Here is a 25,609-nt window from a genome sequence, read left to right as displayed (position 1 = left end):
GGGGATCGGGTAAACTAGCGCGCCCGGCTTCGGGCGTGCATCTCGCGGGCGGACCATTCGCCGAGGCGCCGCACGGCGCCCGCGATCCGCTTGAAGCCGCGGGTGATATCGGCGCTGAAATGATCATGACCGTCATTCCAGGCGCGCATGAACTGCTCGTCTTTCATCGTTCATCTCCTTTCGCTTGATGCAGCGGTAATGCCCTGTCGGGCGCGGCGCCGCCAACAAAAGGCGTAGACCATATCATAAGCAGGGCTTATAAGGTCGTATGCCCAAACTGCCGCCTCTCGCTGCCATCCGCACCTTCGAAGCGGCCGGGCGCTTGCAGAATTTCTCGCGCGCCGCCGAGGAGCTGGGGCTCACGCAGGCGGCGGTGAGTTATCAAATCCGCCAATTGGAAGACCGGCTCGGCCGCGCGCTTTTCGTGCGTGAAAAGGGGCGCGTGCGGCTTTCCGAAACCGGGCAGCGACTGCTCCCCGCGATCACCGGCGCCTTTGCCTCGATGGGCGATGCGTTTGCCGCGCTCGGCAGCGACGAGGCCGATGTGCTGACGATCGACGCGATGGCGACCTTTGGTGGCACTTGGCTCAGCGGGCGGATCGGCGGGTTCCAGCTCGCCTATCCCGACCTTGCGGTGCGGATGTCGATGAACAACGAGCTGATCGATTTCGATGCCACCAATGTCGATGTCGCGATCCGCGTCGGGCGCGGTCACTGGCCCGGGCTGCGCGCCGACTTTCTCTATCGGAGCCACGTCACGCCGATCTGCGCGCCAAGCTTTCTTGAAGCCAATCATATCGAGCGGCCCGAGGATATGCTGCGCGTCGAGCGGCTCGCGCCCAATGATCCCTGGTGGGCGGGGTGGCTCGCGGCCGCCGGGATCGACACCGTTCCGCCGCGGCAGCGCCGCGGGATCGAACTCGACAGCCAGCTGCAGGAGGCGAGTGCGGTGCAGGGCGGCTACGGCATCGCGCTGATGACCCCGTTGCTCTGGCGTGCCGAACTCGATGCCGGGCGGCTCGTCCGGCCCTTCGATGCGCTCTACCAGCCCGGCACCGCGCACTATCTCGTCCACCGCGAGAACCGCGTCGGGGTGCGCAAGATCGAGCGCTTCCGCGAATGGTTGCATGCCGAACTCGACAAGGATCGCCACCTGCTGCCCGAGGCGCTATGGCGGCCGCTCGATTGAACGGCGCGCTGCGGCGTTGATCCGCCGGACACCGAATGACCTATCTGCTTGCGATCTTGTCGATTTACACCGCGCTTGTTGCACTGGCGGTCTTTTGGGTGTGCCGGCGCCGCTGGTCTGCCTGGCGGCGCGCGCTGCTCGCGGTCGCCGTGGCGCTCGGCCTGCCGCTGGCCGGGGTCGGCCTGCTATTCGGCCTCGACTGGCACGGGTCGGGGTGGGGGGTCGCGCTGATTATTGCCGCGATCCTCGTCGCTGGCGTCGCCGGGCTGGCGGTCGGGTGGCTTGCCCATGCGATCGGCGCGGCACCGGACCGGCCCTGATGATGGATCGCCACCCGCATCCGGAAGCGCTATGGAACCCGCTGCCATGACCTTCACCGCCGTTCCCCTCACCCTTTACCCCGACATGTTCCCCGGTCCGCTGGGGCACAGCATGGCGGGGCGCGCGCTCGAAAGCGGGACGTGGAATTGCGCACCGGTGCAGATTCGCGACTTTGCGACCGACAAGCACCGCACTGTCGACGACACACCGGCGGGCGGCGGCGCCGGCATGGTGCTCAAGGCCGACGTGCTCGCGGCCGCAGTCGACCATGCGATTGCGGCTCACCCCGGCCTGCCGGTCCTCGCGATGACCCCGCGCGGAGCGCCGATCACGCAGGCGCGCGTGCGCGCGCTTGCGGCGGGTCCGGGGGCAATCATTCTTTGCGGCCGCTTCGAGGGATTCGACGAACGCATCTTCGACGCGCGGCCGGTCGAGCAAGTGTCGATGGGCGACATCATCCTGTCGGGCGGGGAGATGGGCGCGCTGTTGCTGCTCGACGCTTGCATTCGGCTGCTTCCCGGCGTAATGGGCGCGGCTTCAAGCGGGGACGACGAATCGTTCGAAAACGGTTTGCTCGAATATCCGCACTATACCCGGCCCGTAAATTGGGAAGGGCGCACGATCCCCGAAGTGCTGCGATCGGGGGATCATGCGAAGATCGCGGCCTGGCGGAAACAACAGGCGGAAGATCATACACGGTTACGCAGGCCGGACCTTTGGGAGCGTCATATCGATGCTCGGGACCGACCTGCCTCTGGCGCGCGGCGAAAAGAAAAGGACTAGAGGACATGAACCTCATCCAGACGATCGAAGCCGAAGAAATTGCCAAGGCTGCAAAGACGATTCCGACCTTCCGTCCCGGCGACACGCTGAAAGTCGGCGTGAAGGTGGTCGAAGGCGAACGCACCCGCGTCCAGAATTTCGAAGGCGTGTGCATCGCACGCTCGAACAAGGGAATGGGCTCCAACTTCACCGTGCGCAAAATGTCGTTCGGCGAAGGTGTCGAGCGCGTGTTCCCGCTCTATTCGCCCAACATCGATTCGATTACCGTCGTCCGCAAGGGCGCTGTCCGTCGTGCGAAGCTTTACTATCTGCGTGGTCGCACTGGTAAATCGGCACGTATTGCGGAACGCCGCGAATACCGGTCGGAAGCCGGCGAAGGCTAAGGAGAGCTTCTCCTCTACAAAGCCGAAACAGCTTTCAAAAACGACCGGTTCCGCCAACAGGCAGAGCCGGTCGTTTTCTTTTGGGCAAAGCGAATTTGATGCAAGCGTCCGTCCTCCCGTTCCAGCCGACACGGCGCGCCTTCATCGGCGCGGTGCTCGCCTTTGGCGTGTCGGGCGAGGCGATGGCGCTCAGCAATGCGCAGCGCATCGTCGCGGCGGCGCGGCGGCAGGTCGGCGTCACGCTGTCCTATGACCCGGCCTATACCGTGCTGCGCTTCCCGAACGGCGACGTCGACCGCGCGAAGGGCGTGTGCACCGACGTCGTGATCCGTGCCTTTCGCGATGCACTCGGCGCCGATCTGCAGGCCCTTGTAAACGCCGACATGCGCGCCAACTTCGGGGCTTATCCGAAAAACTGGGGACTGGGGCGCCCCGACCGCAATATCGACCATCGCCGCGTGCCCAACCTCGCGACCTATTGGCGGCGGCAGGGTGCGTCCTTGCCCGTCACCGACGATCCCGCCGACTGGCGGCCGGGCGACATCTTTACCCAGATGGTCGGCGGCCGCCTGCCGCACACCGGCATCGTGTCCGACCGCAAGGATACGACCGGCGTGCCGCTCGTGCTTCACAATATCGGCGGGGGCACGCGCGAGGAGGATGCGCTGTTCAAGCATAAGCTGACCGGCCATTTTCGCTGGAAAGTTTGAATTATTATAACGTTTTCAACCGAGTATTTGCACTGAGGAGTGAATAAATGGGTTATCGTATCGTAGTCGCCGGAGCCACGGGCAATGTCGGGCGCGAAGTGCTCGCCATTCTCGCCGAGCGCGAATTTCCCTACGACGAACTGGCGGCGGTCGCATCGTCGCGCAGCCAGGGCGACGAGATCGAAATCGGCGATACCGGTAAAACCGTGAAGTGCCAGAATATCGAGAATTTCGACTGGTCGGGCTGGGACATGGCGATCTTCGCGATCGGCAGCGACGCGACCGCGATCCACGCGCCGAAGGCGGCCGCGGCGGGCTGCGTCGTGATCGACAACAGCTCGCTCTACCGCATGGACCCCGACGTGCCGCTGATCGTGCCCGAGGTGAACCCCGACGCGATCGACGGCTATACCAAGCGCAACATCATCGCGAACCCGAACTGCTCGACCGCGCAGATGGTCGTCGCGCTGAAGCCGCTCCACGATGCCGCCAAGATCAAGCGCGTCGTCGTCTCGACCTATCAGTCGGTGTCGGGCGCGGGCAAGTCGGGCATGGATGAACTGTGGAACCAGACGCGCCAGATCTTCGTCGGCGACGAAAAGGACATCCAGAAGTTCACCAAGCAGATCGCCTTCAACGTCATCCCGCACATCGACAAGTTCCTCGACGACGGCTCGACCAAGGAAGAGTGGAAGATGGTCGTCGAGACCAAGAAGATCCTCGACCCGAAGATCAAGGTGACCGCGACCTGCGTCCGCGTCCCCGTCTTTGTCGGCCACTCGGAAGCGATCAACATCGAGATGGAGGATGAACTGTCGGCCGAGGACGCACAGCGCATCCTGCGCGAGGCACCCGGCGTCGTGCTCCACGACAAGCGCGAGGACGGTGGTTACATCACCCCCGTCGAATGCGTCGGCGACTTCGCGACCTTCGTGTCGCGCGTCCGCGAAGACCCGACGGTCGAAAACGGCCTCAACCTCTGGTGCGTCAGCGACAACCTCCGCAAGGGCGCGGCGCTGAACGCGGTGCAGATCGCCGAACTGCTCGGCCGCCGGCACCTCAAGAAGGGCTGAGCCCGAACCTCTCTCCGTTCGCATCTCGACTTCGGGATGCGAACGGGTAGGGATGAGGGCATGACGAGCCCCTATGCCTTCTCCCATGCCCTCTGCCGCGCACCCGCGCGTTCGGCGGTCAAGGGCATCCGCGCCGACGGCGGACCCGATCCCGATTTTTACGGTCTCCTCGCCGAGCATGAGGCCTATGTCGCGACGCTGCGCGAACTTGGCCTCGCGGTCGAAGTCCTCGAACCCCTCGACGACTGCCCCGACGCGCTGTTCACCGAAGATGTCGCGTTGACCTTCCCCGAGGGCGCGATCCTGCTCCGCCCCGGCGCGCCGAGCCGCGCGGGCGAGGTTGCGTATATTCGCGCTCCGCTCGCGGCGCACCACAGCCGCCTCCTCGAAATGACCGGCCCCGGCTATGCCGATGGCGGCGACATCCTGCGTCTTGCCGACCGCGTGATCATCGGCCTTTCGGCGCGCACCGACCGCACCGGCGCCGAAGAACTCGCGGGGCTGCTCGGCAAGCTCGGCTACCCTGCCGAGATCGCCGAAACGCCGCCCGGCGTCCTCCATTTCAAGACCGGATGCGGGCTGATCGACGACCGCACGATCTTCGCCGTCTCCGCGCTGGCCGATTGTCCGCAGTTCGCTGGGCTGGAGGTCGTCACGACCCCGCCCGGTGAAGAACCCGCGGCGAATATCCTGCGCATCCGCGACACGGTCCTCGTCGGTGATCGCTGGCCCGCAACGCACGCTTTGCTCGGCGCGCGCGGCGTCGCGATCCGTCCGCTGCCGACCGACCAGATCGCGCATATCGACGCGGGGCTCAGCTGCATGTCGCTGCGCTGGTGAGCGCCGCCACCCCGCCCGCGCAGCGCCGCCTGATCGGCCTGCTCCTTGTGCTGTTGCTCGTCGCGCAGATCGATCAGCCCTATCCCGAAGTCGCGCTGCTCCAGCACATCCCGACGATGCTGCTGATCGTCGCCGCGCCATGGCTTCTCCGCCGCTGGCCGCTGTCGACCGCGTCGGTTGCGTGCATTGTGGCGTTCATGGCGCTGCATACGCTCGGCGGGCGCTACGCGTACAGCAATGTCCCCTATGACGACTGGGCGCGCGCGCTGACCGGTGCGACCCTCTCCGACGCCTTCGGCTGGACGCGCAACCATTATGACCGGCTCGTCCATTTTGCCTTCGGCGCGCTGTCGGTGATCCCCGTCGCCGAAATCGCGCGGCGGTGGGGCGGGCTCGGCCCGCGCGGCGCGGCGTTGACCGTGCTCGGTTGGGTTTTGGCAATATCCTGCCTCTACGAAATCTTCGAATGGCTGCTCACCATCGTCGCGGCGGGCGAAACCGCCGACCGCTATAATGGGCAGCAAGGCGATATCTGGGATGCGCAAAAGGATATGGCGCTTGCGACCCTGGGTGCGATACTGGTGCTGGCAATCCCGCGCCGCGACAGGAGACAGGCATGCGCAAGTTCATAACCCTCGCGATGATCGGCCTGCTCGCCGCGTGCAAACCCGCCGCCGACAAGGCCCCGGTTGACGCCGATCCCGTCGCGCCCGCGGTGCCTGAGGCAAAGGCCGACGGCCCGAACGCGGCAACCACCGCGGTCAGCCTCGATGGCGAGGGGCTGCGCTTCGTCGACAAGACCACGGGCAAGATGAGCCTGCTCGCCTTCGGCGTTCCGCGCGCGCAGGCCGAAACCGCGCTCGCCAATGTCGCGGGCAAGGAGGACGACCGCAGCACCAACGAGGAATGCGGCGCGGGTCCGATGGAATTCACGCGCTACGACGCGATGACGCTCAACTTCCAGGACGGCAAGTTCGCCGGCTGGTTCCTCGGCAACGAACCCGGCGCGAACCTCTATTCGACGATGAGCGGGATCGCCATCGGCACCACGCGCGTCAAGGCCAAGGAATCGGTGTCGATCGTCGACCTCGAGGACAGCACGCTCGGCGAGGAATTCAGCATCGGTACCGGCGACAAGGTCATCGGCGGCATGTTCGCCGCGCCCGGCGATGCGGCGAAGATCGACGCGCTGTTCGCGGGCGTGAACTGTTTTTTCCGCTGACTCGGATTTGAAAACGGCCGGTAATCCATGGATTACCGGCCGTCTTAGGCTTTCGCCGAATTCCCGGCAGGATTCGAACCTGCCTCCTCCACCTTGCGAAAGGGGTGCACCAATCCAGCTGTGCTACGGGACCACAATATTGTATAAATGAGCATGGATCGCTCGCGTTCAAGGGCCGTGATCAACTAAATTTCCTAATGTCCCATATCCGCCGCCGACGCCTTCGGCCCACCCGGCTTCGGCGGACGGAGCAGCACCACCAGCGGCACCGACAGCAAAGTCACCCACATCATCAACCAGAAATCGTCGATATAGGCGATCATCGCCGCCTGCCGGTTGATCTCGGCATTGACCATCGCCAGCGCCGCGTCGCCCGCGATGCCGAAGCGGTCGGCGGTCGACGGGTCGAGCAGGCTGACCGAACTGTTGGTGACATGCGCCGCAAGGTCCGCGTGGCTCGTCTGGATGTTCGAGCCGAGCAGGGTGGTGACGACCGAGATGCCGACCGACGCGCCAAGGCTGCGAAGGAGGTTGAGCAGGCTCGACCCGTCGGTGCGGTGCTGCGGCGCGATCGTTGCGAACGCCATCGTGTTGAGCGGGATGAAGATGAGGCCCATGCCGATCCCCTGCACCAGCCCGCTGACGATCACCGGCTGCATTCCCATCGCGAGCGACCAGTGGCTCATTTGCCAGAGCGAGTAGGCGGCGGTGAGCAGCCCGGTGCCGACCAGCCAGCGCGCGTCGATCTTGCCGAGCAATTGCCCCGCGACCCACATGCTCATCAGGATGCCGACCCCGCGCACCGCGAGCACCCAGCCTGTGTCGATCACCGGCCAGCCGAACAGATTCTGGAGCATCGGGGGAAGGAGCGCCATCGATGCGAACATCACGACGCCGATCACGACCATGAAACCCATCGCGGTGACGAGGTTGCGGTCGGCGAGCATCTTGCGGTTGAACAGCGTATCGCCGCGCGCGGTGAACAGATGGACGAAGAACATCCAAAGGCACGCGATGGCAACGCCGCATTCGATCCAGATTTCCACGCTGTTGAACCAGTCCTCGTGCGCGCCGCGGTCGAGCATCAGCTGCAGAGCGGCGAGGCCGAGCGCGAGCATCGAGAAGCCGAAGAGGTCGAAGCGCCGGTCGCTCTTTCGCGTCGCGGGCAGCAGCGCCCACATCATCGCGAGGGTGAGCAGGCCGACGGGCAGGTTGACGTAGAAGACCCAGCGCCAGTTGACGCTTTCGGTCAGCCAGCCGCCGAGCACGGGACCGAGGATCGGGCCGATCATGATCCCCATTCCCCAGATCGACATCGCGCGCGCATGGCGTTCGGGCGGGTTGATGTCGAGCATCACCGACTGCGACAGCGGGCCGATAAAGGCGGCGCTGATCCCTTGCAGGAAACGGAAGGCGACCATCTGTTCGAGCGACTGCGCCGCACCGCACGCCATCGACGCGACGATGAAACCCGCGACCGCGGCGAGGAACAGTTCGCGGCGCCCGATGCGGTCGGCGAGCCAGCCGGTGATCGGCATCGCGATCGCCGAGGCGAGGATATAGCTCGTCAGCACCCACGTTACCGTCTCGCTCGTCGCGCCGAGCGCCGACTGCATGTGCGGGATGGCGACATTGGCGATCGTCGTGTCGAGGATCTGCATGATCGACGCGCCCATGACCGCGACGGTCAAAAGGCCGCGATGGCGGACGCGCTCGTGCAGCGGGATCGCGTCGTCGGCCGGCGCCGACGCGGCGGCAGCCCGGCGGGGGAGGGCGTTGCTCGCCACGGGGCTTACTTCGTAAACACCCGCACGTCGGCCGACAGCCCCGCGATCATGTCGCGTGCGGGTTTTTCGTCGAAGGCGATGCGGACGGGCACGCGCTGCGTCACCTTGACCCAGTTGCCGGTCGCATTCTGCGCGGGCAGCACCGAAAATTCGCTGCCGGTGCCCGCGCCGATCGTCAGCACATGGCCGCGCACCTTCACGCCCGGATAGGCGTCGAAGCTGATCTCGGCGCGCTGGCCGACGCGCATGTTCGCGAGGTCGGTCTCCTTGAAATTGGCCTCGACCCACGGATGCGCGGTGTCGACGAGGGTGACCGCGGGCAGCCCCGCAACCATCATCTGGCCGATCTGGAGCCGGTCCGACTGCGCGACGCGGCCGGCGCTGGGCGCGCGGACGGTCGTGCGGCCGAGGTTCACCTGTGCCTGCGAGCGCTGGACGCGCGCCGCCTCGACCTGCGGGTTGACCCCGCTCGACGGTCCGGCGGCGAGCTTGGTCCGCGCTTCGGCGGCAGCGGCTTCGGCCTGACGGACGCTCTCGCGCGCTTGGCTGAGCGCGTGGCGCGCCGCGTCATAAGCGGCCTTGGTCGTGAAGCCCTTTTCCATCAGCGCCGCTTGCCGGTCGAAGGTCACCTGCGCGAATTTGACGTCCTCGCGCGCCGCGGCGATGTCGACGCTCGACGTGTTCGCGCTCGCCGACAGGTTGCCGACCTCGACTTGTGCGGCGTCGATCGCGGCTGTGGCCTGTGCGACGTTCAGCGCATAGGGTTCGCCGTCGATCCGGAACAGGAGTTGCCCCGCCGCGACCTGCTGTCCGTCGCGCACCGCGACCTCGGTGATCCGCCCACCGACTTCGGCGGCGACCGACACCTTGTCCATCTGGACATAGGCGTTGTCGGTCGACACCGACCCGCCGCTCGTCAGCCACCAGCCGGCGCCGCCCGCGACCAGCAGCGCAGGCAGGCCGAACATCAGCACGCGTGTGCGCCAGCTTGCTTTCGGCGCCACCTCTGCCGTCGGTGAGGGCAAGGGATCGGGCTTCGGCGCGGCCTTGGGCGCCGCGGCTTCTTCGGCCTTCGGGCGGGAGGGGGAGAGCTGGTCCATCAGGCGGTCTCTTTTTCTTTTTGGCAGATGCGGCGGGAGAGGTTGGCGCGGACGCGCTCGACAAGGTCGATGAGCTGGTCGCGCTCGGCGTCGCTCAGCCCCTCGGTCGCCTCGGCGGTCAGCGCGTCGGCGGTGTCGCGCATCCCGCCGAGCAGCTCGCCCGCGCGCGGGGTCAGGTAGAGCTGCCAGGCGCGGCGGTCGGCGGGATCGGCGCGGCGCTCGACCAGCTCGGCCTCGACCAGCCGGTCGACCATGCGCGACAGCGTGATCGGTTCGACTTCGATCAGCTCGGCGAGCGGTCCCTGCCGTATCCCCTCGTGCCGCTTCAAATATGTAATGAGGCGCCATTGCAGCGCGGTGATGCCGCTGCCCTTCGTGCGCGCGTTGAACGAACGCCGGAACAGGCGCGCGGTATCGTTCAGCAGGAATCCGATCGTCTCGCTCATAGACTAGGATATAATAGCAATTGCTACTATATTCAACATATGGCTGACCGTGCCAACAACCTCGAATGTGGTGTAAATTTTCTTTACACTGCTTGCGCTGCGCGTGTTTTTGGGCAGGATGCGTGAATGAGTCTGACTGCTGACCTCTTCTGGTCCTTCCGCTCGCCGTACAGCTACCTCGCTATCGGCCGTTATCGCGCGCTGGCCGCCAGCCACGATGTGACGATCAACCTGCGCCCGGTTTATCCGCTCGCGATCCGCCAGCCCGATTTCTTCGAACGCAACCATCCCAACTGGCTGAGCTATACGGTGCGCGACATGATCCGCGTCGCACAGTTCCACGGCATTCCCTTTGGTCCGCCGCGCCCCGACCCGATCGTGCAGGATATCACGACGCGCGCGATCGCGGCCGAGCAACCGTATATCTATCGCCTGACGCGGCTCGGGCAGGCGGCGTCGCGGCGCGGCAAGAGCCTCGGCTTTGCGCATGAGGTCGGGCAGCTGATCTGGGGCGGGGCGCAGGACTGGCACCTTGGCGACCATCTGGCGGGCGCGGCGAAGCGCGCGGGCCTCGACCTCGCCGAACTCGATGCCGAAGCGGTGAGCGACGCAGAGGTGCTCGATAATGAAATCGCCGCCAACCAGGTCGCGCTCGAAATTGCGGGCCATTGGGGAGTGCCGACTTTGGTGTTCGATGGCGAGCCCTTCTTCGGACAGGACCGCATCGAAATGGCGAAATGGCGGATGGAGCAGAAAGGCTTGCGTCCGCGCTGATCGGTGCTTGCCGAACCACGGCCCTGGAGCGCATAGCCGGCCTATGACGACCGAACCCCGATTTTTCGACGCGCGCGACGGCGTGCAACTGGCGTGGCGTGAAATGGGTGAGGGGCGCCCGCTGTTGCTGCTCCACGGCCTGTTTTCGAGCGGCGAGGTCAACTGGATCAAATTCGGCACCGCGGCACGCGTCGCTTCGGAAGGGTATCGCGTGATCATGCCGGACCTGCGCGTCCACGGGTCGAGCGATGCGCCGCACGACGAGGAATTTTATCCTTCCGACGTGCTGGTGCACGACCTCGAGGATCTGGTGGCGCACCTCGGCCTGACCGATTTCGACCTCGGCGGCTTTTCGCTCGGCGCGCGGACGAGCGTGCGCGCGGTGGTTGCGGGGATGAAACCCAAGCGGCTGATTCTCGGCGGCATGGGGCTCGCGGGGCTCGCCGGCTGGCAGCGGCGCGGCCGCTTCTTCAAGCGCGTCATCGCCGAATATGAGACCGCGAAGCGCGGCGACGACACATGGCTGTCGATCCAGTTCATGAAGACGATGAAGGTCGACCGCATCGCGGCGGGGCATTTGCTCGACAGCTTCACCGATACCTCGCCCGACGCGCTCGCGGCGCTGACGATGCCGACGCTCGTCGTGTGCGGCGCGGATGATCAGGACAATGGCTCGGCGCCCGAACTTGTCGCGGCACTCGCCGATGCGCAGCTCGCGACGATCCCGGGGACGCATATGTCGAGCGTCACCCAGCCCGAACTGGGCGAGGCGATCGCGGCTTTCCTGACGGCTTGACCGGACTCGCGCGAAGCGCCTAGCTGTCGCCATGCGCCGCAGAGCGCGGCAAATATTCCAGAGGACGCACCCCATGAAAGCCATGATTTCGACGCTGTCGCTTGCCCTGTCGCTCGCGGTGGCGACCCCTGCCTTTGCGCAAGCGGCCCCCACCGCCGCCGATGCCGACGCCTTCATCGCGTCGGTCGAAAAGGATCTGTTCGACTATACGGTCGAGGCGAGCCAGGTGAACTGGGTCAACAGCACCTATCTGACCGAAGATACCGATGCGATGGCGTCGCGGATCAACGCGGTCGGCACCGAAAAATCGGTCAAATATGCGCTCGAAGCCGCAAAATATATGAACGTCGCGGGTCTCAGCGCCGACACGAAGCGTAAGCTCGATATCCTGCGCACCGGCATCGTGCTGCCTGCGCCGACGACGCCGGGCGCCGCGACCGAGCTCAACACGATCGCGACCGACCTGCAGTCGCAGTACGGCAAGGGCCGCGGTACGCTGGACGGCAAGGAAATCTCCGGCTCGGATATCGAGGCCGCGATGGGCGACCTCAAGCACACGCCGGCGCAGTTCGCCGAAATGTGGACGAGCTGGCACGACAAGGTCGGCGCGCCGATGAAGGACGACTATGCGAAGATGGTCGGCATCGCGAACGCCGGCGCGAAGGAACTGGGTTTCGCCGACACCGGCGCGATGTGGCGTTCGGGTTACGACATGCCGCCCGAGGAGTTCGCCAAGGTCACCGAAAAGATCTGGCAGGACATGAAGCCGCTCTATGTCGCGCTCCACACCTATGTGCGCTGGAAGCTCAACGAGAAATATGGCGACGGGGTGCAGCCGAAGACCGGCGCGATCCGTGCCGACCTGCTTGGCAATATGTGGGCGCAGGAATGGGGCAATATCTACCCGCTCGTCGCCCCCGCGGGGACCGGCGATCTCGGCTATGACATCGGCGACCTCTTGACCGCAAAGGGCAAGACCCCGCTCGACATGGTCAAGGCGGGCGAGAATTTCTATTCCTCGCTCGGCATGGCGCCGCTGCCCGAAACCTTCTGGAAGCGCAGCCAGTTCCTCAAGCCCGCCGACCGCGAGGTCGTGTGCCACGCCTCGGCATGGGACGTCGATAACAAGGACGATATCCGCATCAAGATGTGCATCAAGGTGAACGGTGATGACTTCATCACGATCCACCACGAACTCGGCCACAATTATTACCAGCGCGCGTATAACAAGCAGCCGTTCCTTTACCTCAACGGCGCGAACGACGGCTTCCACGAGGCGATCGGCGATTTCGTCGCGCTGTCGATCACGCCGCAATATCTCGTCGACATCGGGCTGCTCGACAAGGCGAAGGTGCCGAGCGCCGACAAGGATATCGGCCTCCTGCTCCGTCAGGCGATGGACAAGGTCGCCTTCCTGCCCTTCGGCCTGCTCGTCGACCGCTGGCGCTGGGGCGTCTTCGACGGCTCGATCCAGCCCGCCGACTACAACAAGAAATGGACCGAGCTGCGCACCCAATATCAGGGGATCGTCCCGCCGGGCGCGCGGCCGGCGAACGCGTTCGACGCGGGCGCGAAGTTCCACATCCCGGGCAACACGCCCTATACGCGCTATTTCCTCGCGCGCGTGCTGCAGTTCCAATTCTATCAGGCAGCGTGCAAGCAGGCCGGCTGGAAGGGGCCGCTCCACCGCTGTTCCTTTTATGGCAACAAGCAGGTCGGCGCGAAGCTGAACGCGATGCTCGAAATGGGCGCGTCGAAGCCCTGGCCCGACGCGCTTCAGGCCTTCACCGGCAGCCGCGAGATGTCGGGCAAGGCAATGGCCGACTATTTCGCACCGCTGAAGACCTGGCTCGACCAGCAGAACAAGGGCAAGCCGCAAGGCTGGTAAGCCATAACATCGACAAATGCCTGTGGCCGGGAAGGAAACTTCCCGGCCATTTTCATTTGGCTTCGACTGCCTGCTTGAAGCGGGCAAGCTTCGCAGCCGCGGCGGCGGCGTGCGGGCCGATCCAGCGGTCGTGGATGTCCTGGATCGGTATCGCGTCGAGATGGTTCCAGCGCTCGCGGCCGCGGCGCTCGGCGATCACCAGACCGGCATCCTCCAGCACCTTGAGATGCTGCATCACCGTACAGCGATCGAGGTCGGGGAAATGCGCGCACAGCGTCCCGGTGGTGAGCGGCTGATCCTTCAAATCGTCGAGGATCTGGCGGCGGATGTGCGATGCCAGAGCCTTGAAAACGCGATCATATTCTTCGTGGATTGACATGTTATAAATTTATAACATAAAATCCCTCCGACTCAAGCGGAGAATGGTCATGGAGCTGAAATTCAGGGTCGCGGCGCGGATCGCGAAGCCGGTGCATGAGGTGTTCGAGGCGGTCGCCGACCCCGCAAAGCTGTCGAACTATCGACGGGCGGCGCCAAGGGGCGGCTGGAGACCGGTGCGACGGTCGAATGGGACTTCCACGATTTTCCGGGCGCCTTCCCGGTCTATGTGATCGAGGTCGTGGCGGACGAGAAGATCGTGCTCGAATGGCAGGCAAGCGAGGGCGAGGCGCACAATATCGAAGGCAGTGAGCCCAAGGACGCGGACTATCGCACGCGCGTGACGATGAATTTCAAGGGCCTCGACGACGGGCGCACATTGGTCGAGATCGCCGAGGAAGGCTGGCGCGAGAACCAGGCCGCGCTCGGGGCGTCCTACGGCAATTGCCAGGGCTGGTCGCAGATGCTCTGCGCGCTCAAGGCGTGGATTGAGCACGGGATCAACCTGCGCGAGGGCATGTACAAATAGGGCTGCTTCATTCCGGAATTTCGAAGCGCAGCGGGCGCGAGCCAATGGGGGCGCCCGTGTTGGCGTCGACCACCAGCGGGCGGACGGCTTCGCCCGTTTCGGCGTCGAGGTGGCGGCTGAGTGCGCCGCCGCCATTATGTTTCCGCCCCCACGCGCCGATCGCCATCAGGATCGGCAGGAAGTCGCGGCCCGCGTCGGTCAGCAGATATTCGTCGCGCGGCGGGCGCTCGCTGTAGCGCCGTTTCTCGATCAATCCCGCATCGGAGAGCGCCGACAGGCGCCGCGCCAATATGTTCGGTGCGATGCCGAGGCTCGTGCGAAGCTGCTCATAGCGGGTCAGGCCGCGCTCGATATCGCGCAGGACCAGCATGCTCCAGCGATCGCCGACGCGCATCAGCCCGCGGTCGACGGGACAGGTGCCCAAATTATTTTCATCCTCGCTCATTGAACTCATATGGGGCAGTCACTATCATTTTGCAAGCGACTCGCTCCGGGCCGCCTCACAAGGAGCAATGATATGACTATCCAGAGTGGAGCGGCCCTGATCACGGGCGCCTCGACCGGCCTTGGTGCCGTCTATGCCGACCGCCTCGCCCGGCGCGGGCATGATCTGATCCTCGTCGCGCGCAATGGTGCGCAGATGGAAGAGCTCGCCGCGAAGCTGCGCGCCGAGACGGGCGTCGCGGTCGATGTGGTCGCCGCCGACCTCACCAAGAGCGATGATGTAACGCGGATCGAGCAGCGCCTGATCGACGATACGGCGATCACCCTGTTCGTCAACAACGCCGGCATGTCGCTGAACGGCGGCACGCTGGAGAATAGCGCCACCGAAATCGAGACGATCATCGCGCTCAACATCACCGCCGCGGCGCGGCTCGCAATCGCTGCGGGCAAGGCGTTCGACGCGCGCGGGAAGGGGGCGATCGTCAATATCGCCTCGGTCCTCGCGCTCGCGCCCGAAACCTTCGAGGGCGTCTACAGCGGGTCGAAGGCGTTCCTGCTCAACCTCAGCCTGTCGCTTGCCAACAGCCTCCGTGGACGGCAGGTGCATGTTCAGGCGGTGCTGCCCGGCGCCACACGCACCGAAATCTGGGAGCGCTCGGGCAAGGACGTCGACGCCTTTCCGGCGGAGATGGTGATGGATGCCGGCGACCTCGTCGATGCCGCGCTGCTCGGTCTCGACCGCGGCGAGGAGGTCACGATCCCGCCGCTCGCCGACGAAGGCCAGTGGGATGCCTATCATGCGGCGCGGCTCGCGATGGGGCCGGGGCTGTCGCGGCGCGATGTGGCGCCGCGTTATCTGGTCAGCGAAGCGGTTTGAGGGAGAGCTTCCGACCGATTGCAGACGTTCAACTAGATGATTCGGGGGATGCCGGGCTTTCTATCGTCGGGGTGTTCCCCGATGATGATTAGATCGAGCAACATCTCAAACCTATCGGCGACAGGAAGCTCGTCGTGAACCGACGCGAGATAATCTGATCGGCTTCGAATGGTTGCGGACGCTTGCCGCAGCGAACGAAGGATTTGCTTCGAAACGACGCTCACTTCTCGAAGATCTCGGGCTTTGTCCGAAATATGATTATAGAGCACTTCGAACGCCGCGCCGTCGAATGTGTCGGCGGTTAAGAGCCTGCCAGTGGCGCGCTCTTCCAACTGCTCAAGTTCAAGATCATAATCGTTGGCGTTCATGCCGATTGCGTAACAACAAATATGTCCGCTTCCCACCCCAAAGCGGTCATTTACGCGTTGCGCGCCATCAGCCCGCCATCGACCGGGATGATCGCGCCGGTGATATAGCTTGCAGCGGGGAGAACGAGACTGAGCGTGATATGCGCGACTTCCTCGGGCTCTCCGTAGCGGCGTAGCGCGGTGCGGCGCCGCGCGAACACCGCCTTGTCTTCCTCTGCGACCTTGTCGGTCATGCCGGTGCGGATCGGGCCGGGGCATATGCAGTTGACCGTGATGCCCTCCTTGCCGAGATCGACCGCAAGGCCGCGGGTCAGGCCGGTGACCCCGGTCTTCGCCGCCACATAGGGCGTATCGCCGGGTGTCGCGCCGAGGCCCTCGGTCGAGGCGATGTTGACGATGCGCGCCGCGTCGCTCCGGCGAAGGAACGGCAGCGCGGCACGCACCATGCGCTGGTGCGCGGTCAGCATCACCGCGAGCGCGCGGTGCCAGATCGCCTCATATTCATCCTCCGCGTCGAGCGGGGCGAAACTGGAGACGCCGGCATTGTTGATCAGGATGTCGATGCCGCCGAAATGCGCGGCGATGTCGGCGACGGTGCGTTTGATCGCCTCGCCATCGGCGACATCGAGCGCGAAGGCCCTGGCGTTCGAGCCGGCTTCGGCGGCAACGGCCTCGCACGCGGCGAGGTCGAGGTCGGTGACCGCGACCTTCGCGCCTTCGCTCGCGAGGAGCAGCGCGGTCGCGCGGCCCATGCCGCTCGCCCCGCCGGTGACGATCGCGACGCGCCCCGCGACCGATCGCGACAGCGACGGCGTCCCGCTCAACGGAACGGCGGCTCGTTGAACGCCCGCAACTTACGACTATGCAGTTTGGCGCCTTCGTCGCGCATCGTCTCGCACGCGCGGATGCCGATCTGGAGGTGCGCGGCGATCGCTTCCTCGTAGAAGCGGTTCGCCTGTCCGGGCAGCTTGAGTTCGCCGTGGAGCGGCTTGTCGCTGACGCAGAGCAGGGTGCCGTAGGGCACGCGGAAGCGATAGCCCTGCGCCGCGATGGTGGCGCTCTCCATGTCGATACCGATCGCGCGCGACTGCGAGAAGCGCAGCGCGCTGTCGGTGTAGCGCAGCTCCCAGTTGCGGTCGTCGGTGGTGACGACGGTGCCGGTGCGCATCCGCTTCTTGAGGTCGGCGCCGCTGGTGCCCGACACCGATTCCGCTGCCGTCGCGAGCGCGACCTGCACTTCGGCGATCGGCGGGATCGGGATTTCGGGCGGCAGGACGCTGTCGAGGATATGATCGTCGCGCAGGTACGCGTGCGCGAGCACATAATCGCCGATGCGCTGGCTGGGGCGGAGCCCGCCGCAATGGCCGATCATCAGCCAGGCTTCGGGACGCAGTACCGCGAGATGGTCGCAGATCGTCTTGGCGTTCGAGGGGCCGACGCCGATGTTGACGAGCGTGATGCCGCCGCCATCAGGGGCGATCAGGTGATAGGCGGGCATCTGGTGTCGCCGCCAGGCGCTGTCGGCGACGAGTGCGCTGGCGTTGACGCCCGGCTGGTCGACATAGAGGCCCGCGGCGCCCGCGAGCGCGGTGTAGCGGCCTTGCCCGACCTGCGCGCCCGCCCAGGCGACGAATTCGTCGACATAGCGATGATAGTTGGTGAACAGGATGTAGCGCTGGAAATGCTCGGGCGCGGTGCCGGTATAGTGGCGGAGGCGCGCGAGGCTGAAGTCGGTGCGCAGCGCGTCGAACAGCGCGAGCGGCTGGTCGGCGGCCGGGTCGGCGCCGAACAGGCCGTCGGCAAGCTCGTCGCCGATGTCGGCGAGTTCGGTCGTCGGGAAATGGCGCGCCAGTTCGAGCGGGGTGACCCCGCCCATGTCCGAGCCGTCGCTGGCGTCGAGCACATAGGGGAAGGGGATCTGCTGACCGGTGCGCGTCACTTCGAGTGTGACGTCGTAGTGGCGCGCGAGCAGGGTGAGCTGGTCGCGCAGATAATCGGCGAACAGGTCGGGGCGCGTCACCGTGGTGACGAAGGTGCCTGCGCGCTCGAACTGGCCGAAGGCGAGGTTGTGCGCGGTCTGGCCCTCGCGCTGCTCGCCCGTCGTGGTCAGGCGGATTGCCGGATAGTCGAACAGGCCGGTCGCGGCGGCATCGGCCGGCGGCAGCGTGCGGTCGCGAACATAGGCGGCAATCGCCGATTTGAGATTGGAGACCGACGTGCGGAACGCGGTCTGAAGTTCGGCGATGATGTCGTCGACGAGCGCGGTGGGGTCGGTGGTGTCTTGCGATGAGCTGGATGTCATCGCGGTGGTGTTGCACGAAAATATGACAAAAGGGAAGGGGCCGGGGAATAGAAGGCGGCGCGGCCTTTCGAGCCGCGCCGCCGCCCCCTTTTGTTACATCTTGAAGCTGGCGCGGACGTAATAATAGCGTCCGGGCAGATCATAAGCGGTCGGATCGAAATTGTTGAGATCGCAACTGATACAACCCGGCGCCTTGACGTTGAACAGATTGTTCACGCCGAGCGCGAAACCGAAGGCGTCGCGATCCTCCGCCGGGAACCAGCGTAGCTGGAAGTCGGTGTAGAAACGCGCCTTCAGCTTGTTGTCGTTGGCCAGCGGTTCGCGGATCGCCGAAACATAACGGCCGGTCAGCGTCGCGCCGATCGACGTGCCGTCCCAGTCGAGGATGCCGACCGACTTCCATTTGGGAAAGGCCTGGCTGGGGCTGCCCTGTTCGGTTCCTTCGCGGCTGACGACGAGCTGGCCGTCGGCGGTCGGCACGATCACGTCATATTTCGTCAGGATCGTGTTGTTCCAGGTGAAGGCGAAACGGCCGGCGGCGGTTTCCTGTGTCCGGTAGGTCAGGTTGGCGTCGATCCCCTTGGTGCGGATGCCGGCGATATTCTGGAGCAGGCCTTCGACAAAGGTCAGCTGGCCGCCCGACGCGCGGGTGACGAGCGCGCAGGCATCGGCGTCATTTTGCCCGACGCATTGCGCCAGCGTGATTTCGGCATTCACCGACTGGATCGCGCCCTTGATCTTGATGTCGTAATAATTGGCCTCGAGCGACAGGCCGGGGACGAATCCCGGACTATAGACGCCGCCGAAGATCCAGCTGCGCGAGCTTTCGGGTGCGAGAGCCTGGTTGCCGCCGACGAGGACCGAGATTTGCGGATTGGCCTGCGCATAGCCCGCCGCGGGGACGCCCTGCGCGATGCAGTTGGCGCGGACGGTCGTGTTGTTGTTCCAGTTCTGTCCCGCGGTGGTCGAGGTCGAGCAGGGATCGTTGATCGACTGGTCGAAGCGCGACTGGGTGCCGAACAGTTCGCCGATCGAAGGAGCGCGGAAACCCTCGGCATAAGAGGCGCGCAGGCGCAGGTCCTGCACCGGCTTCCAGTTGACCCCGCCCTTCAATGTCGTCGTCGAGCCCGAGGTCGAATAGTCCGACCAGCGCACCGCGCCGGTGAATTCGAGCAGGTCGAAGAAGGGAGTGTCGGACAGGACCGGGGCGCTGAGTTCGGCATAGGCTTCTTTGACGTCATAGCTGCCGCGCGTCGGCAGCGCCGGAATGTCCGAACTGAAACCCGCCGCGACGATCGGGTCGGGATCGAAGCTGCCCTTGAGCTTGCGATACTCGGCCCCGATGGCGATGCCGAGCGGCCCGCCCGGCAGGTCGAACAGGCTGCCGGTGATGTTGGCCGAGGCGCTGAAGGTCGACTGGCGGCTGCGGTCGCGCTGGGTGAACATCACATAGTCGAGCATCGGCTGGGTGATCGACCCGACGCCCCCGAAGATGTTGAACGGCACGCAGTCGCCGGTGCAGGCGGCGACGGGGCCGAGCGCGCGGCGCAGGCGATCCGAATTGATGTTGCCGAACATCGTCTGCTTCGCCTTGTTGCGGCCATAGGCGGCGTTGATGTCCCAATACCATTTGCGTCCGCCGCCGATGTCGAAGCTGCCGTCGAGCGTCGCGACGCCATAGAGGGTCGTCACCGTCTGATTGAAGCGGCGTGGGCCGCCCTCGACGAAGCGGCGATAGACGAGATCGGTGTTGCTTGCGTCGAGCGTTACCCCGAACGGGTTGAACGGGTTGGTGGCATCGACGGTGATCGCGTCGAGCACCGGCGTCAGCCCCGCGGCGGGGCCGAATCCGAAGGGCAGCGGCGCAGCCTGGTTCTTCGATTTGCGCTGGTTCCAGATCCCGCGAACCGAGAAATTGATGCTGTCCGAAATTTCCTGCCGGGCGTTGATAAAGGCGCCATAACGTTCGACCGGAATCTGCAGGTAGTTGAACGGGCCGAAATTGAAGCGATCGGCGTCGGTGAAGGCCTTGAAATCGCTCGCCGGGTCAGTCGGATTGCCCGCATTATACACGGGGTTGCGGCCGATCACCGGGCCGCGCAGCGTCAGGTCGTTGCCGAAGACGATAAAGCGCCCGAGCGGCACGAAACCCGAGCAGCCGCCGTCGAGGCAGGTGTTCGAATAGGGCGCGGGAAAGCGCGAAATCGCGCGGCTGCCCGCGAGGACGCCGTCCTGGTGGACATAGTTGGCGCCGACGACAATCTGCGTCGGGCCGCGGCCGTTGCCCCAGCTTAGCTGCGCGCTCTTGGTAAAGCCGTCGCCCTGCCCATAGCCGCCGACCTGCGCGCTGGCGCGCAGCCCCTCCTGGCTTTTCTTGGTGATGATGTTGACGACGCCGGCGATCGCGTCGGACCCGTAAATCGCCGAAGCGCCGTCCTGCAGCACCTCGATCCGCTCGATCGCGCTTTCGGGGATCGAATTGAGGTCGGTCGAGCCGGGCACACCGCTCGCCGACGCGCCATTCACATAGCGGATGCCGTCGACGAGCACGAGCACGCGGCGCGAGCCGAGGTAGCGGAGGTCGATTTCGGCGGCGCCGGCGCCCACGCCCCCGCCATCGGGTGGATTACCGAGGTTTCCGCTGTTGTTGAACTTGCTGTTGAGACCGCCGCCCGAACTCGGCAGGCGCTGGAGCACGTCGTTGACCGAATTGAGGCCGGTCTTCGCGATATCTTCCTGTCCGACGTAGACGATCGGCGCATCCTGATCGAGCGGGTCGCGGCGGATGCGCGAGCCGGTGACGACGATGGTGTCGCCCGAGGTTTCGGCCGTGCTGTCCTGCGGTGGCGCCGCCTGCTGGGCGTGACCCGGTGCGGCGTTTGCAAGCGCGGCCGCGACGGCGATATGCGCCGCCCCGGACCGGGCGAAATGCTGAAATCCTTTCATAATCCTCTCCTCCTGTCGTTTTCAGGCCGTTGCGGCCGGCTGCCATTTTTTGCAGCCGGTTCAGCAACGCCCGGAAAGCGGACAAGGATGAGAGGAAACGCCCGCCGGACGAGATTAATCCGGCACTGTGGCACGAGGGCAACAGGCCCCGGCCGGCGGGCGAAGCGGCGCCTTAGAGCTGTTCGAGCATATGGTCGGCGCTCGACACCTTGAATTCGCCGGGCGCTTCGACGTTGAGCTGTTCGACGACGCCGTCGTTGACGATCATCGAGAAGCGCTGGCCGCGCTTGCCCATGCCGAACGCCTTGCCGTCCATGGTCAGGCCGACCGCTTCGGCAAAATCGCCATTGCCGTCGGCAAGCATCGTCACCGCGCTACCGGCATTCGCATTCTTGCCCCACGCGCCCATGACGAAGGCGTCGTTGACCGCGGTGCAGACGATCTCGTCGACGCCCTTGGCCTTCAGTTCGTCGGCCTTGTCGACGAAGCCCGGCAGGTGCTTTGCCGAGCAGGTCGGGGTGAAGGCGCCGGGAACCGAGAAGAGCGCGACCTTGCGGCCCTTGAAATAATCGGCGGTGCTGACCTGTTCGGGGCCGTTTTCGGTGACCTTTACGAAGGTCGTGTCGGGGAGCTTGTCTCCGGTCTGGATCGTCATGGTCGGCATCCTTTTCGTTGAGGGGGCTATGGTGGCGGTGACATTGGGTGGCCCGACGCGGGAGTCAAGCGCCGGCGGCTGCTTTGCCGTCGCGCGTATCGCTTGACTGGACCCTGGCGCCGTGATTCCTGCGGCACCATGTCCAGAGGGATGGGGGATGGAATGCGATTGATGCCCATGGGCCGCCTTGCGGCCGCAATACTCGCGGCAACGGGGGCGATGGCCGGTCCGGCCGCCGCGGCGCCGAAAAACGGGCGGATCACGCTTCCGGTCATCGTCGATCCGGCTACGCCCGACAGCGGCGAACCGGTCGAGGTCGCTGCCCAGCAATTGTTCGGGAAGCAGACGGCGCATGTCGCCTCGCTCGTACGCCTCGCCGCCCCGGTCCAGCTGATGATCAAAAAGACGCCGGTCACGCTGGCGCCGGCCGACGGGCTCGCCGAATATCGGGGTTATTTGGGGAAAGAAACGTTCGCGCTCTTTTGTACCGCCCGTGCGGCGAAGCCGGTCGCGGCCCTCCTGTGCCTCGCCGACCGCGACGGTGACGGGCGCTTCGACCAGTTCTGGACCGGCACCGCCGCGAATCCCGCGCTCGCCGTCCCCTTCCCGAACATCCGGTTCCAGTCGGATATCGAACCGGCCGCCTATCAGCCAATGCAACCGTCGGAAGCGGACGCCATGGCGATCGGCTTCGTCGGATCGGGGGGCAATGTCTGGACCGGAAAGCGCGAATTCTTCGTGCGCGTCGAACGCCCGGGGGCCAGCGTATTGCTGTTCGAGAGCCGCGCGACGGGCACGGCGAAAAACGGGCCGGTCGACATCGCGCTGTACGACGCGATCATTCATCTGGTCGGGGACAGCCGCGATGCCTTTCGGCTGAAGGTCGCAAAGCCGCTTGGCGGCGGGACCTATCAACTGTCGGTCGGCTATCCGACGCAGACGATCTGGATCGCCGTCCCCGGCGGATAGGCGCCGGTGGCATCGCGCGACTGGACGGCGCGGCCCGCCTCCGGCATGATGGCGCGATGAACACGGACCCCACCTGGTTCACCGGCCAGCTGCTGCTCGCGCTGCCCGGAATCGGCGACCCCCGCTTCGAGCATTCGGTGATCGCGATGATCAGCCATGACGAAGAGGGCGCGATGGGGATCGGCGTCGGCGATCCGATCGACGGGATGACCGTCGGCGCGGTGCTCGACCAGCTCGAAATCGAACATGATGTGCCGCTCGACCAGCCGGTATTCCTCGGCGGGCCGGTGGAGCCGTCGCGCGGCTTCGTTCTCCACAGCCTCGACTGGGGCGGGCATGAGGCGGTGCAGGTCGGCGATCGCTGGATGGTGTCGAGTTCGCACGACATATTGCGCGCGATCGGCGAAGGGCGCGGCCCGTCGCGCTGGCTCGTCGCGCTCGGCTATGCGGGCTGGTCGCCGGGGCAGCTCGAAGGCGAGATGGTTCGCCACGGCTGGCACGTCACCCCCGGCAGCGACGGCCTGTTGTTCGAAACGCCGCCCGCCGAAAGGTGGCAGGCGGCGTTTGCCGAAGCGGGAGTGGACGCCCGCTTGCTGACAACCGAAGGCGGCGAAGCCTAGCGCGCGAGCGCGAGCAGCGGCTTGCCGGTGTTGAGATTGGCCAGAGCGGTGCGCGCGGCCCAGCGCGAGTCGACATAATTGCCGTTCGCGAGTTCGACATCGTAGCGGATCGGGCTGCCGATCGCCGAATCATAGGCGGCGGCGGCTTCGGCGGTGCGACCCAGCCGGGCGTAAGCGGTGCCGAGATTGATGAGGCGCGAGGGGTCGCGCCGGTCGAGCGTCGTATCGCCGGTGAGCTTGTCGAGCGCGGCCCGATTTTCGCCGGCCTTGAGCTCGGCATAGGCGACCGGAAGCACCGAATCATCGACTTGCGGCGCGGTGACAACGACGATCGATTGCGCCGCAGCGGGACTCGCGAAGGCGAGGGCAACGAGCGGCAGCAGATATTTTTTCATTGCGGTATCTCCCCGAAAACTTTCGTCGATTTTCTCGCGCATACGGAAAATTGTCAATATTTCCGGGTATTTGTAACATGGTTGTCACAATAGCAAATTAAGCTAATCGCAAGGCGCATTATAAGTCAGATTTTTCAGAATCTTGGCTTTGGCGACTCTGTGTCACAATCGGATGCTCCCGATTGTCACAATCGAAGCGCGTGAAAATTATTTTCGCGGGCGGTGCATTTTTGCGCCGTCGATTCGGCTGTCTGCGGGTGCCGATGGATGGTGCTTTGCAAGCGATATAAAGAAAAGTTTATATTTGATCGCGGGGCCGCTTTCGGATAGGGCGCCGGGCATGTTTTTCGTGGCCGCTCGCCTGCGGTCGAACTCGCCTGACTGGAGAATACCCGTGGCCACTCTCGCCGCCGACACCCGTGATTATGTGATTGCCGACATCGGCCTCGCCGATTTCGGGCGCAAGGAAATCAACATCGCCGAAACCGAAATGCCGGGCCTGATGGCGCTGCGCAGCGAATTCGGTGCCGCGCAGCCGCTGAAGGGCGCGAAGATCGTCGGCTCGCTGCACATGACGATCCAGACCGCCGTGCTGATCGAGACGCTGACCGCGCTCGGCGCCGAAGTCCGCTGGGCGACGTGCAATATTTTCTCGACGCAGGACCATGCCGCCGCCGCGATCGCCGCGTCGGGCGTGCCGGTGTTTGCGGTGAAGGGCGAAAGCCTCGCCGATTACTGGGACTATGTCGGCCGCATCTTCGACTGGGGCGTGGAAGACGGCACGACCTGCAACCTGATCCTTGACGATGGCGGCGACGCCACGATGTTCGCGCTGTGGGGCGCGAAGCTCGAAGCCGGGCAGGAGATGCCGGCGCCCGAGAATGAGGAAGAGATCGAGATGCAGCGCGCGCTCAAGGCGTTTGTCGCGGCGAACCCGGGCTACCTCACCAAGACGGTCAAGGCGATCAAGGGCGTGTCGGAAGAAACGACGACTGGCGTCCACCGCCTGTATCACATCGCCAAGAAGGGCGAACTGCCCTTCCCCGCGATCAACGTCAACGACAGCGTCACCAAGTCGAAGTTCGACAACCTCTATGGTTGTAAAGAGTCGCTCGTCGACGCGATCCGCCGCGGCACCGACGTGATGCTCGCGGGCAAGGTCGCCACGGTTGCCGGCTTCGGCGACGTCGGCAAGGGTTCGGCCCAGTCGCTCCGCAACGGCGGCGCGCGCGTCCTCGTCACCGAAATCGACCCGATCTGCGCGCTGCAGGCGGCGATGGAAGGCTTCGAGGTCGTGACGATGGACGAAGCCGTCAAGCGTTCGGACATCTTCGTCACCGCGACGGGCAACGCCGACGTGATCACCGCCGAACATATGGCGGCGATGAAGAATATGGCGATCGTCTGCAACATCGGCCACTTCGACAGCGAGATCCAGATTGCGGCGCTCGCGAACTACAAGTGGACCGAAGTGAAGCCGCAGGTCGATCTCGTCGAATTCCCCGACGGCAAGCAGATCATCATCCTGTCGAAGGGCCGCCTCGTGAACCTCGGCAACGCGACGGGTCACCCGAGCTTCGTGATGTCGGCGAGCTTCACCAACCAGACGCTCGCGCAGATCGAGCTGTGGACGCGCAGCGAGCAGTATAAGAACGATGTGTACGTCCTGCCGAAGCATCTCGACGAAAAGGTCGCGGCGCTGCACCTCGAAAAGCTGGGCGTGCAGCTGAGCCAGCTTACCAAGAAGCAGGCCGACTATATCGGCGTGCCGGTCGAAGGGCCGTTCAAGCCCGACCATTATCGTTATTGATCAA

The 25,609-nt window shown here is 65.1% G+C and carries 29 protein-coding genes; 17 read left to right on the top strand and 12 right to left on the bottom strand.

Annotation, left to right across the window (positions count from 1 at the left end; translation table 11 throughout):
- Positions 1-14: 14 nt before the first annotated feature.
- Positions 15-167: a hypothetical protein gene (locus ACIPPQ_RS10575; RefSeq protein ID WP_327450943.1), complete on the bottom strand. Its 153-nt coding sequence runs from the start codon at positions 165-167 to the stop codon at positions 15-17.
- Positions 168-268: 101 nt separating this feature from the next.
- Here ACIPPQ_RS10575 and ACIPPQ_RS10570 point away from each other — a divergent pair, with 101 nt between their 5' ends.
- From ACIPPQ_RS10570 to ACIPPQ_RS10530, 9 genes are all read left to right on the top strand, one after another.
- Complete coding sequence (locus ACIPPQ_RS10570; protein WP_446544058.1) at positions 269-1,189, top strand: LysR substrate-binding domain-containing protein; 921 nt, start codon at positions 269-271, stop codon at positions 1,187-1,189.
- Between the two features lie 35 nt (positions 1,190-1,224).
- Positions 1,225-1,509, top strand: a complete 285-nt coding sequence (locus tag ACIPPQ_RS10565) for a hypothetical protein (RefSeq protein WP_446544057.1) — start codon at positions 1,225-1,227, stop codon at positions 1,507-1,509.
- A gap of 46 nt (positions 1,510-1,555) precedes the next feature.
- A complete protein-coding gene (trmD, locus tag ACIPPQ_RS10560) occupies positions 1,556-2,293 on the top strand; it encodes a tRNA (guanosine(37)-N1)-methyltransferase TrmD (RefSeq protein ID WP_446544056.1) in 738 nt (245 codons plus the stop codon).
- A 5-nt stretch (positions 2,294-2,298) separates the two neighbouring features.
- Entirely contained in the window at positions 2,299-2,676 is a 378-nt protein-coding gene (gene rplS / locus ACIPPQ_RS10555) for a 50S ribosomal protein L19 (protein ID WP_062185076.1), read from the top strand.
- A 98-nt stretch (positions 2,677-2,774) separates the two neighbouring features.
- On the top strand, positions 2,775-3,386 hold the full coding sequence (locus tag ACIPPQ_RS10550) for a DUF1287 domain-containing protein (protein WP_446544055.1): 612 nt from the start codon (positions 2,775-2,777) through the stop codon (positions 3,384-3,386).
- Between the two features lie 47 nt (positions 3,387-3,433).
- Entirely contained in the window at positions 3,434-4,459 is a 1,026-nt protein-coding gene (locus ACIPPQ_RS10545) for an aspartate-semialdehyde dehydrogenase (protein WP_446544054.1), read from the top strand.
- A gap of 60 nt (positions 4,460-4,519) precedes the next feature.
- On the top strand, positions 4,520-5,299 hold the full coding sequence (locus ACIPPQ_RS10540; protein ID WP_446544053.1) for an arginine deiminase family protein: 780 nt from the start codon (positions 4,520-4,522) through the stop codon (positions 5,297-5,299).
- On the top strand, positions 5,296-5,931 hold the full coding sequence (locus ACIPPQ_RS10535; protein ID WP_446544052.1) for a DUF2238 domain-containing protein: 636 nt from the start codon (positions 5,296-5,298) through the stop codon (positions 5,929-5,931). Before ACIPPQ_RS10540 ends, ACIPPQ_RS10535 begins: the two co-directional genes overlap by 4 nt.
- The gene (locus ACIPPQ_RS10530; RefSeq protein WP_446544051.1) at positions 5,916-6,521 is read left to right on the top strand and encodes a hypothetical protein; all 606 of its coding nucleotides are present in this window, start codon (positions 5,916-5,918) and stop codon (positions 6,519-6,521) included. The genes ACIPPQ_RS10535 and ACIPPQ_RS10530 overlap by 16 nt, the downstream gene beginning before the upstream one ends.
- A gap of 194 nt (positions 6,522-6,715) precedes the next feature.
- Here the strand turns inward: ACIPPQ_RS10530 and ACIPPQ_RS10525 are convergent, their stop codons facing one another.
- The 3 genes from ACIPPQ_RS10525 to ACIPPQ_RS10515 are packed head-to-tail and all read right to left on the bottom strand — an operon-like array spanning position 6,716 to position 9,854.
- Positions 6,716-8,308: an MDR family MFS transporter gene (locus ACIPPQ_RS10525; protein WP_446544050.1), complete on the bottom strand. Its 1,593-nt coding sequence runs from the start codon at positions 8,306-8,308 to the stop codon at positions 6,716-6,718.
- A 5-nt stretch (positions 8,309-8,313) separates the two neighbouring features.
- Positions 8,314-9,408, bottom strand: coding sequence for an HlyD family secretion protein (locus tag ACIPPQ_RS10520; RefSeq protein ID WP_446544049.1), 1,095 nt, complete (start codon positions 9,406-9,408; stop codon positions 8,314-8,316).
- Positions 9,408-9,854: a MarR family winged helix-turn-helix transcriptional regulator gene (locus tag ACIPPQ_RS10515; RefSeq protein WP_446544048.1), complete on the bottom strand. Its 447-nt coding sequence runs from the start codon at positions 9,852-9,854 to the stop codon at positions 9,408-9,410. Before ACIPPQ_RS10515 ends, ACIPPQ_RS10520 begins: the two co-directional genes overlap by 1 nt.
- A 126-nt stretch (positions 9,855-9,980) precedes the next feature.
- Here ACIPPQ_RS10515 and ACIPPQ_RS10510 point away from each other — a divergent pair, with 126 nt between their 5' ends.
- The 3 genes from ACIPPQ_RS10510 (at position 9,981) to ACIPPQ_RS10500 (ending at position 13,312) form a co-directional block, all read left to right on the top strand.
- Positions 9,981-10,628 (top strand): DsbA family protein, encoded by a 648-nt coding sequence (locus ACIPPQ_RS10510; protein WP_446544047.1) that lies wholly within the window; start codon positions 9,981-9,983, stop codon positions 10,626-10,628.
- 43 nt (positions 10,629-10,671) lie between these two features.
- The gene (locus ACIPPQ_RS10505; RefSeq protein ID WP_446544046.1) at positions 10,672-11,424 is read left to right on the top strand and encodes an alpha/beta fold hydrolase; all 753 of its coding nucleotides are present in this window, start codon (positions 10,672-10,674) and stop codon (positions 11,422-11,424) included.
- 73 nt (positions 11,425-11,497) lie between these two features.
- Complete coding sequence (locus tag ACIPPQ_RS10500) at positions 11,498-13,312, top strand: M2 family metallopeptidase (RefSeq protein WP_446544045.1); 1,815 nt, start codon at positions 11,498-11,500, stop codon at positions 13,310-13,312.
- Positions 13,313-13,364: 52 nt separating this feature from the next.
- On the opposite strand, the gene ACIPPQ_RS10495 is transcribed toward ACIPPQ_RS10500, so the two are convergent.
- Positions 13,365-13,691 (bottom strand): ArsR/SmtB family transcription factor, encoded by a 327-nt coding sequence (locus tag ACIPPQ_RS10495; protein ID WP_446544044.1) that lies wholly within the window; start codon positions 13,689-13,691, stop codon positions 13,365-13,367.
- A gap of 165 nt (positions 13,692-13,856) precedes the next feature.
- Between ACIPPQ_RS10495 and ACIPPQ_RS10490 the strand changes: the two genes are divergently transcribed.
- Positions 13,857-14,219, top strand: coding sequence for an SRPBCC domain-containing protein (locus ACIPPQ_RS10490; RefSeq protein WP_446544356.1), 363 nt, complete (start codon positions 13,857-13,859; stop codon positions 14,217-14,219).
- 7 nt (positions 14,220-14,226) lie between these two features.
- Here the strand turns inward: ACIPPQ_RS10490 and ACIPPQ_RS10485 are convergent, their stop codons facing one another.
- On the bottom strand, positions 14,227-14,673 hold the full coding sequence (locus ACIPPQ_RS10485) for a winged helix-turn-helix transcriptional regulator (protein WP_446544043.1): 447 nt from the start codon (positions 14,671-14,673) through the stop codon (positions 14,227-14,229).
- A 63-nt stretch (positions 14,674-14,736) separates the two neighbouring features.
- Between ACIPPQ_RS10485 and ACIPPQ_RS10480 the strand changes: the two genes are divergently transcribed.
- Positions 14,737-15,540, top strand: coding sequence for an SDR family NAD(P)-dependent oxidoreductase (locus tag ACIPPQ_RS10480; protein WP_446544042.1), 804 nt, complete (start codon positions 14,737-14,739; stop codon positions 15,538-15,540).
- A gap of 32 nt (positions 15,541-15,572) precedes the next feature.
- On the opposite strand, the gene ACIPPQ_RS10475 is transcribed toward ACIPPQ_RS10480, so the two are convergent.
- From ACIPPQ_RS10475 to ACIPPQ_RS10455, 5 genes are all read right to left on the bottom strand, one after another.
- The gene (locus ACIPPQ_RS10475; protein WP_446544041.1) at positions 15,573-15,908 is read right to left on the bottom strand and encodes a hypothetical protein; all 336 of its coding nucleotides are present in this window, start codon (positions 15,906-15,908) and stop codon (positions 15,573-15,575) included.
- Between the two features lie 50 nt (positions 15,909-15,958).
- Entirely contained in the window at positions 15,959-16,732 is a 774-nt protein-coding gene (locus ACIPPQ_RS10470; protein ID WP_446544040.1) for an SDR family NAD(P)-dependent oxidoreductase, read from the bottom strand.
- The gene (locus tag ACIPPQ_RS10465) at positions 16,729-18,210 is read right to left on the bottom strand and encodes an AMP nucleosidase (RefSeq protein ID WP_446544039.1); all 1,482 of its coding nucleotides are present in this window, start codon (positions 18,208-18,210) and stop codon (positions 16,729-16,731) included. Before ACIPPQ_RS10465 ends, ACIPPQ_RS10470 begins: the two co-directional genes overlap by 4 nt.
- 93 nt (positions 18,211-18,303) lie before the next feature.
- The gene (locus ACIPPQ_RS10460) at positions 18,304-21,156 is read right to left on the bottom strand and encodes a TonB-dependent receptor (RefSeq protein WP_446544038.1); all 2,853 of its coding nucleotides are present in this window, start codon (positions 21,154-21,156) and stop codon (positions 18,304-18,306) included.
- Between the two features lie 172 nt (positions 21,157-21,328).
- A complete protein-coding gene (locus ACIPPQ_RS10455) occupies positions 21,329-21,811 on the bottom strand; it encodes a redoxin family protein (RefSeq protein WP_446544037.1) in 483 nt (160 codons plus the stop codon).
- 171 nt (positions 21,812-21,982) lie between these two features.
- Between ACIPPQ_RS10455 and ACIPPQ_RS10450 the strand changes: the two genes are divergently transcribed.
- Positions 21,983-22,780, top strand: a complete 798-nt coding sequence (locus ACIPPQ_RS10450) for a hypothetical protein (RefSeq protein WP_446544036.1) — start codon at positions 21,983-21,985, stop codon at positions 22,778-22,780.
- Between the two features lie 56 nt (positions 22,781-22,836).
- A complete protein-coding gene (locus tag ACIPPQ_RS10445; RefSeq protein ID WP_327450891.1) occupies positions 22,837-23,400 on the top strand; it encodes a YqgE/AlgH family protein in 564 nt (187 codons plus the stop codon).
- Here ACIPPQ_RS10445 and ACIPPQ_RS10440 read toward each other — a convergent pair.
- Positions 23,397-23,795, bottom strand: a complete 399-nt coding sequence (locus tag ACIPPQ_RS10440; RefSeq protein ID WP_446544035.1) for a hypothetical protein — start codon at positions 23,793-23,795, stop codon at positions 23,397-23,399. The two genes, ACIPPQ_RS10445 and ACIPPQ_RS10440, sit on opposite strands and share 4 nt — an antisense overlap.
- A gap of 394 nt (positions 23,796-24,189) precedes the next feature.
- Between ACIPPQ_RS10440 and ahcY the strand changes: the two genes are divergently transcribed.
- Positions 24,190-25,605 (top strand): adenosylhomocysteinase, encoded by a 1,416-nt coding sequence (gene ahcY, locus ACIPPQ_RS10435; RefSeq protein WP_446544034.1) that lies wholly within the window; start codon positions 24,190-24,192, stop codon positions 25,603-25,605.
- Positions 25,606-25,609: the final 4 nt, after the last annotated feature.

This window comes from Sphingopyxis sp. LARHCG72 (assembly GCF_052871675.1).
The sequence above is the reverse complement of the archived record's forward strand: the minus strand, read 5'-3'. Positions and strand labels throughout refer to the sequence as shown.

What these genes read in the sequence shown, in the direction of transcription:
- ACIPPQ_RS10575 (WP_327450943.1), bottom strand. Translation starts at nt 167, where the DNA reads ATGAAAGACGAGCAGTTCATGCGCGCCTGGAATGACGGTCATGATCAT.
- ACIPPQ_RS10505 (WP_446544046.1), top strand. Translation starts at nt 10,672, where the DNA reads ATGACGACCGAACCCCGATTTTTCGACGCGCGCGACGGCGTGCAACTG.
- ACIPPQ_RS10520 (WP_446544049.1), bottom strand. Translation starts at nt 9,408, where the DNA reads ATGGACCAGCTCTCCCCCTCCCGCCCGAAGGCCGAAGAAGCCGCGGCG.
- ACIPPQ_RS10480 (WP_446544042.1), top strand. Translation starts at nt 14,737, where the DNA reads ATGACTATCCAGAGTGGAGCGGCCCTGATCACGGGCGCCTCGACCGGC.
- ACIPPQ_RS10495 (WP_446544044.1), bottom strand. Translation starts at nt 13,691, where the DNA reads ATGTCAATCCACGAAGAATATGATCGCGTTTTCAAGGCTCTGGCATCG.
- ACIPPQ_RS10500 (WP_446544045.1), top strand. Translation starts at nt 11,498, where the DNA reads ATGAAAGCCATGATTTCGACGCTGTCGCTTGCCCTGTCGCTCGCGGTG.
- ACIPPQ_RS10455 (WP_446544037.1), bottom strand. Translation starts at nt 21,811, where the DNA reads ATGACGATCCAGACCGGAGACAAGCTCCCCGACACGACCTTCGTAAAG.
- trmD (WP_446544056.1), top strand. Translation starts at nt 1,556, where the DNA reads ATGACCTTCACCGCCGTTCCCCTCACCCTTTACCCCGACATGTTCCCC.
- ACIPPQ_RS10530 (WP_446544051.1), top strand. Translation starts at nt 5,916, where the DNA reads ATGCGCAAGTTCATAACCCTCGCGATGATCGGCCTGCTCGCCGCGTGC.
- ACIPPQ_RS10550 (WP_446544055.1), top strand. Translation starts at nt 2,775, where the DNA reads ATGCAAGCGTCCGTCCTCCCGTTCCAGCCGACACGGCGCGCCTTCATC.
- ACIPPQ_RS10565 (WP_446544057.1), top strand. Translation starts at nt 1,225, where the DNA reads ATGACCTATCTGCTTGCGATCTTGTCGATTTACACCGCGCTTGTTGCA.
- ACIPPQ_RS10440 (WP_446544035.1), bottom strand. Translation starts at nt 23,795, where the DNA reads ATGAAAAAATATCTGCTGCCGCTCGTTGCCCTCGCCTTCGCGAGTCCC.
- ACIPPQ_RS10450 (WP_446544036.1), top strand. Translation starts at nt 21,983, where the DNA reads ATGCCCATGGGCCGCCTTGCGGCCGCAATACTCGCGGCAACGGGGGCG.
- ACIPPQ_RS10540 (WP_446544053.1), top strand. Translation starts at nt 4,520, where the DNA reads ATGACGAGCCCCTATGCCTTCTCCCATGCCCTCTGCCGCGCACCCGCG.
- ACIPPQ_RS10445 (WP_327450891.1), top strand. Translation starts at nt 22,837, where the DNA reads ATGAACACGGACCCCACCTGGTTCACCGGCCAGCTGCTGCTCGCGCTG.
- ACIPPQ_RS10475 (WP_446544041.1), bottom strand. Translation starts at nt 15,908, where the DNA reads ATGAACGCCAACGATTATGATCTTGAACTTGAGCAGTTGGAAGAGCGC.
- ACIPPQ_RS10465 (WP_446544039.1), bottom strand. Translation starts at nt 18,210, where the DNA reads ATGACATCCAGCTCATCGCAAGACACCACCGACCCCACCGCGCTCGTC.
- ACIPPQ_RS10485 (WP_446544043.1), bottom strand. Translation starts at nt 14,673, where the DNA reads ATGAGTTCAATGAGCGAGGATGAAAATAATTTGGGCACCTGTCCCGTC.
- ACIPPQ_RS10570 (WP_446544058.1), top strand. Translation starts at nt 269, where the DNA reads ATGCCCAAACTGCCGCCTCTCGCTGCCATCCGCACCTTCGAAGCGGCC.
- rplS (WP_062185076.1), top strand. Translation starts at nt 2,299, where the DNA reads ATGAACCTCATCCAGACGATCGAAGCCGAAGAAATTGCCAAGGCTGCA.
- ACIPPQ_RS10460 (WP_446544038.1), bottom strand. Translation starts at nt 21,156, where the DNA reads ATGAAAGGATTTCAGCATTTCGCCCGGTCCGGGGCGGCGCATATCGCC.
- ACIPPQ_RS10515 (WP_446544048.1), bottom strand. Translation starts at nt 9,854, where the DNA reads ATGAGCGAGACGATCGGATTCCTGCTGAACGATACCGCGCGCCTGTTC.
- ACIPPQ_RS10510 (WP_446544047.1), top strand. Translation starts at nt 9,981, where the DNA reads ATGAGTCTGACTGCTGACCTCTTCTGGTCCTTCCGCTCGCCGTACAGC.
- ACIPPQ_RS10545 (WP_446544054.1), top strand. Translation starts at nt 3,434, where the DNA reads ATGGGTTATCGTATCGTAGTCGCCGGAGCCACGGGCAATGTCGGGCGC.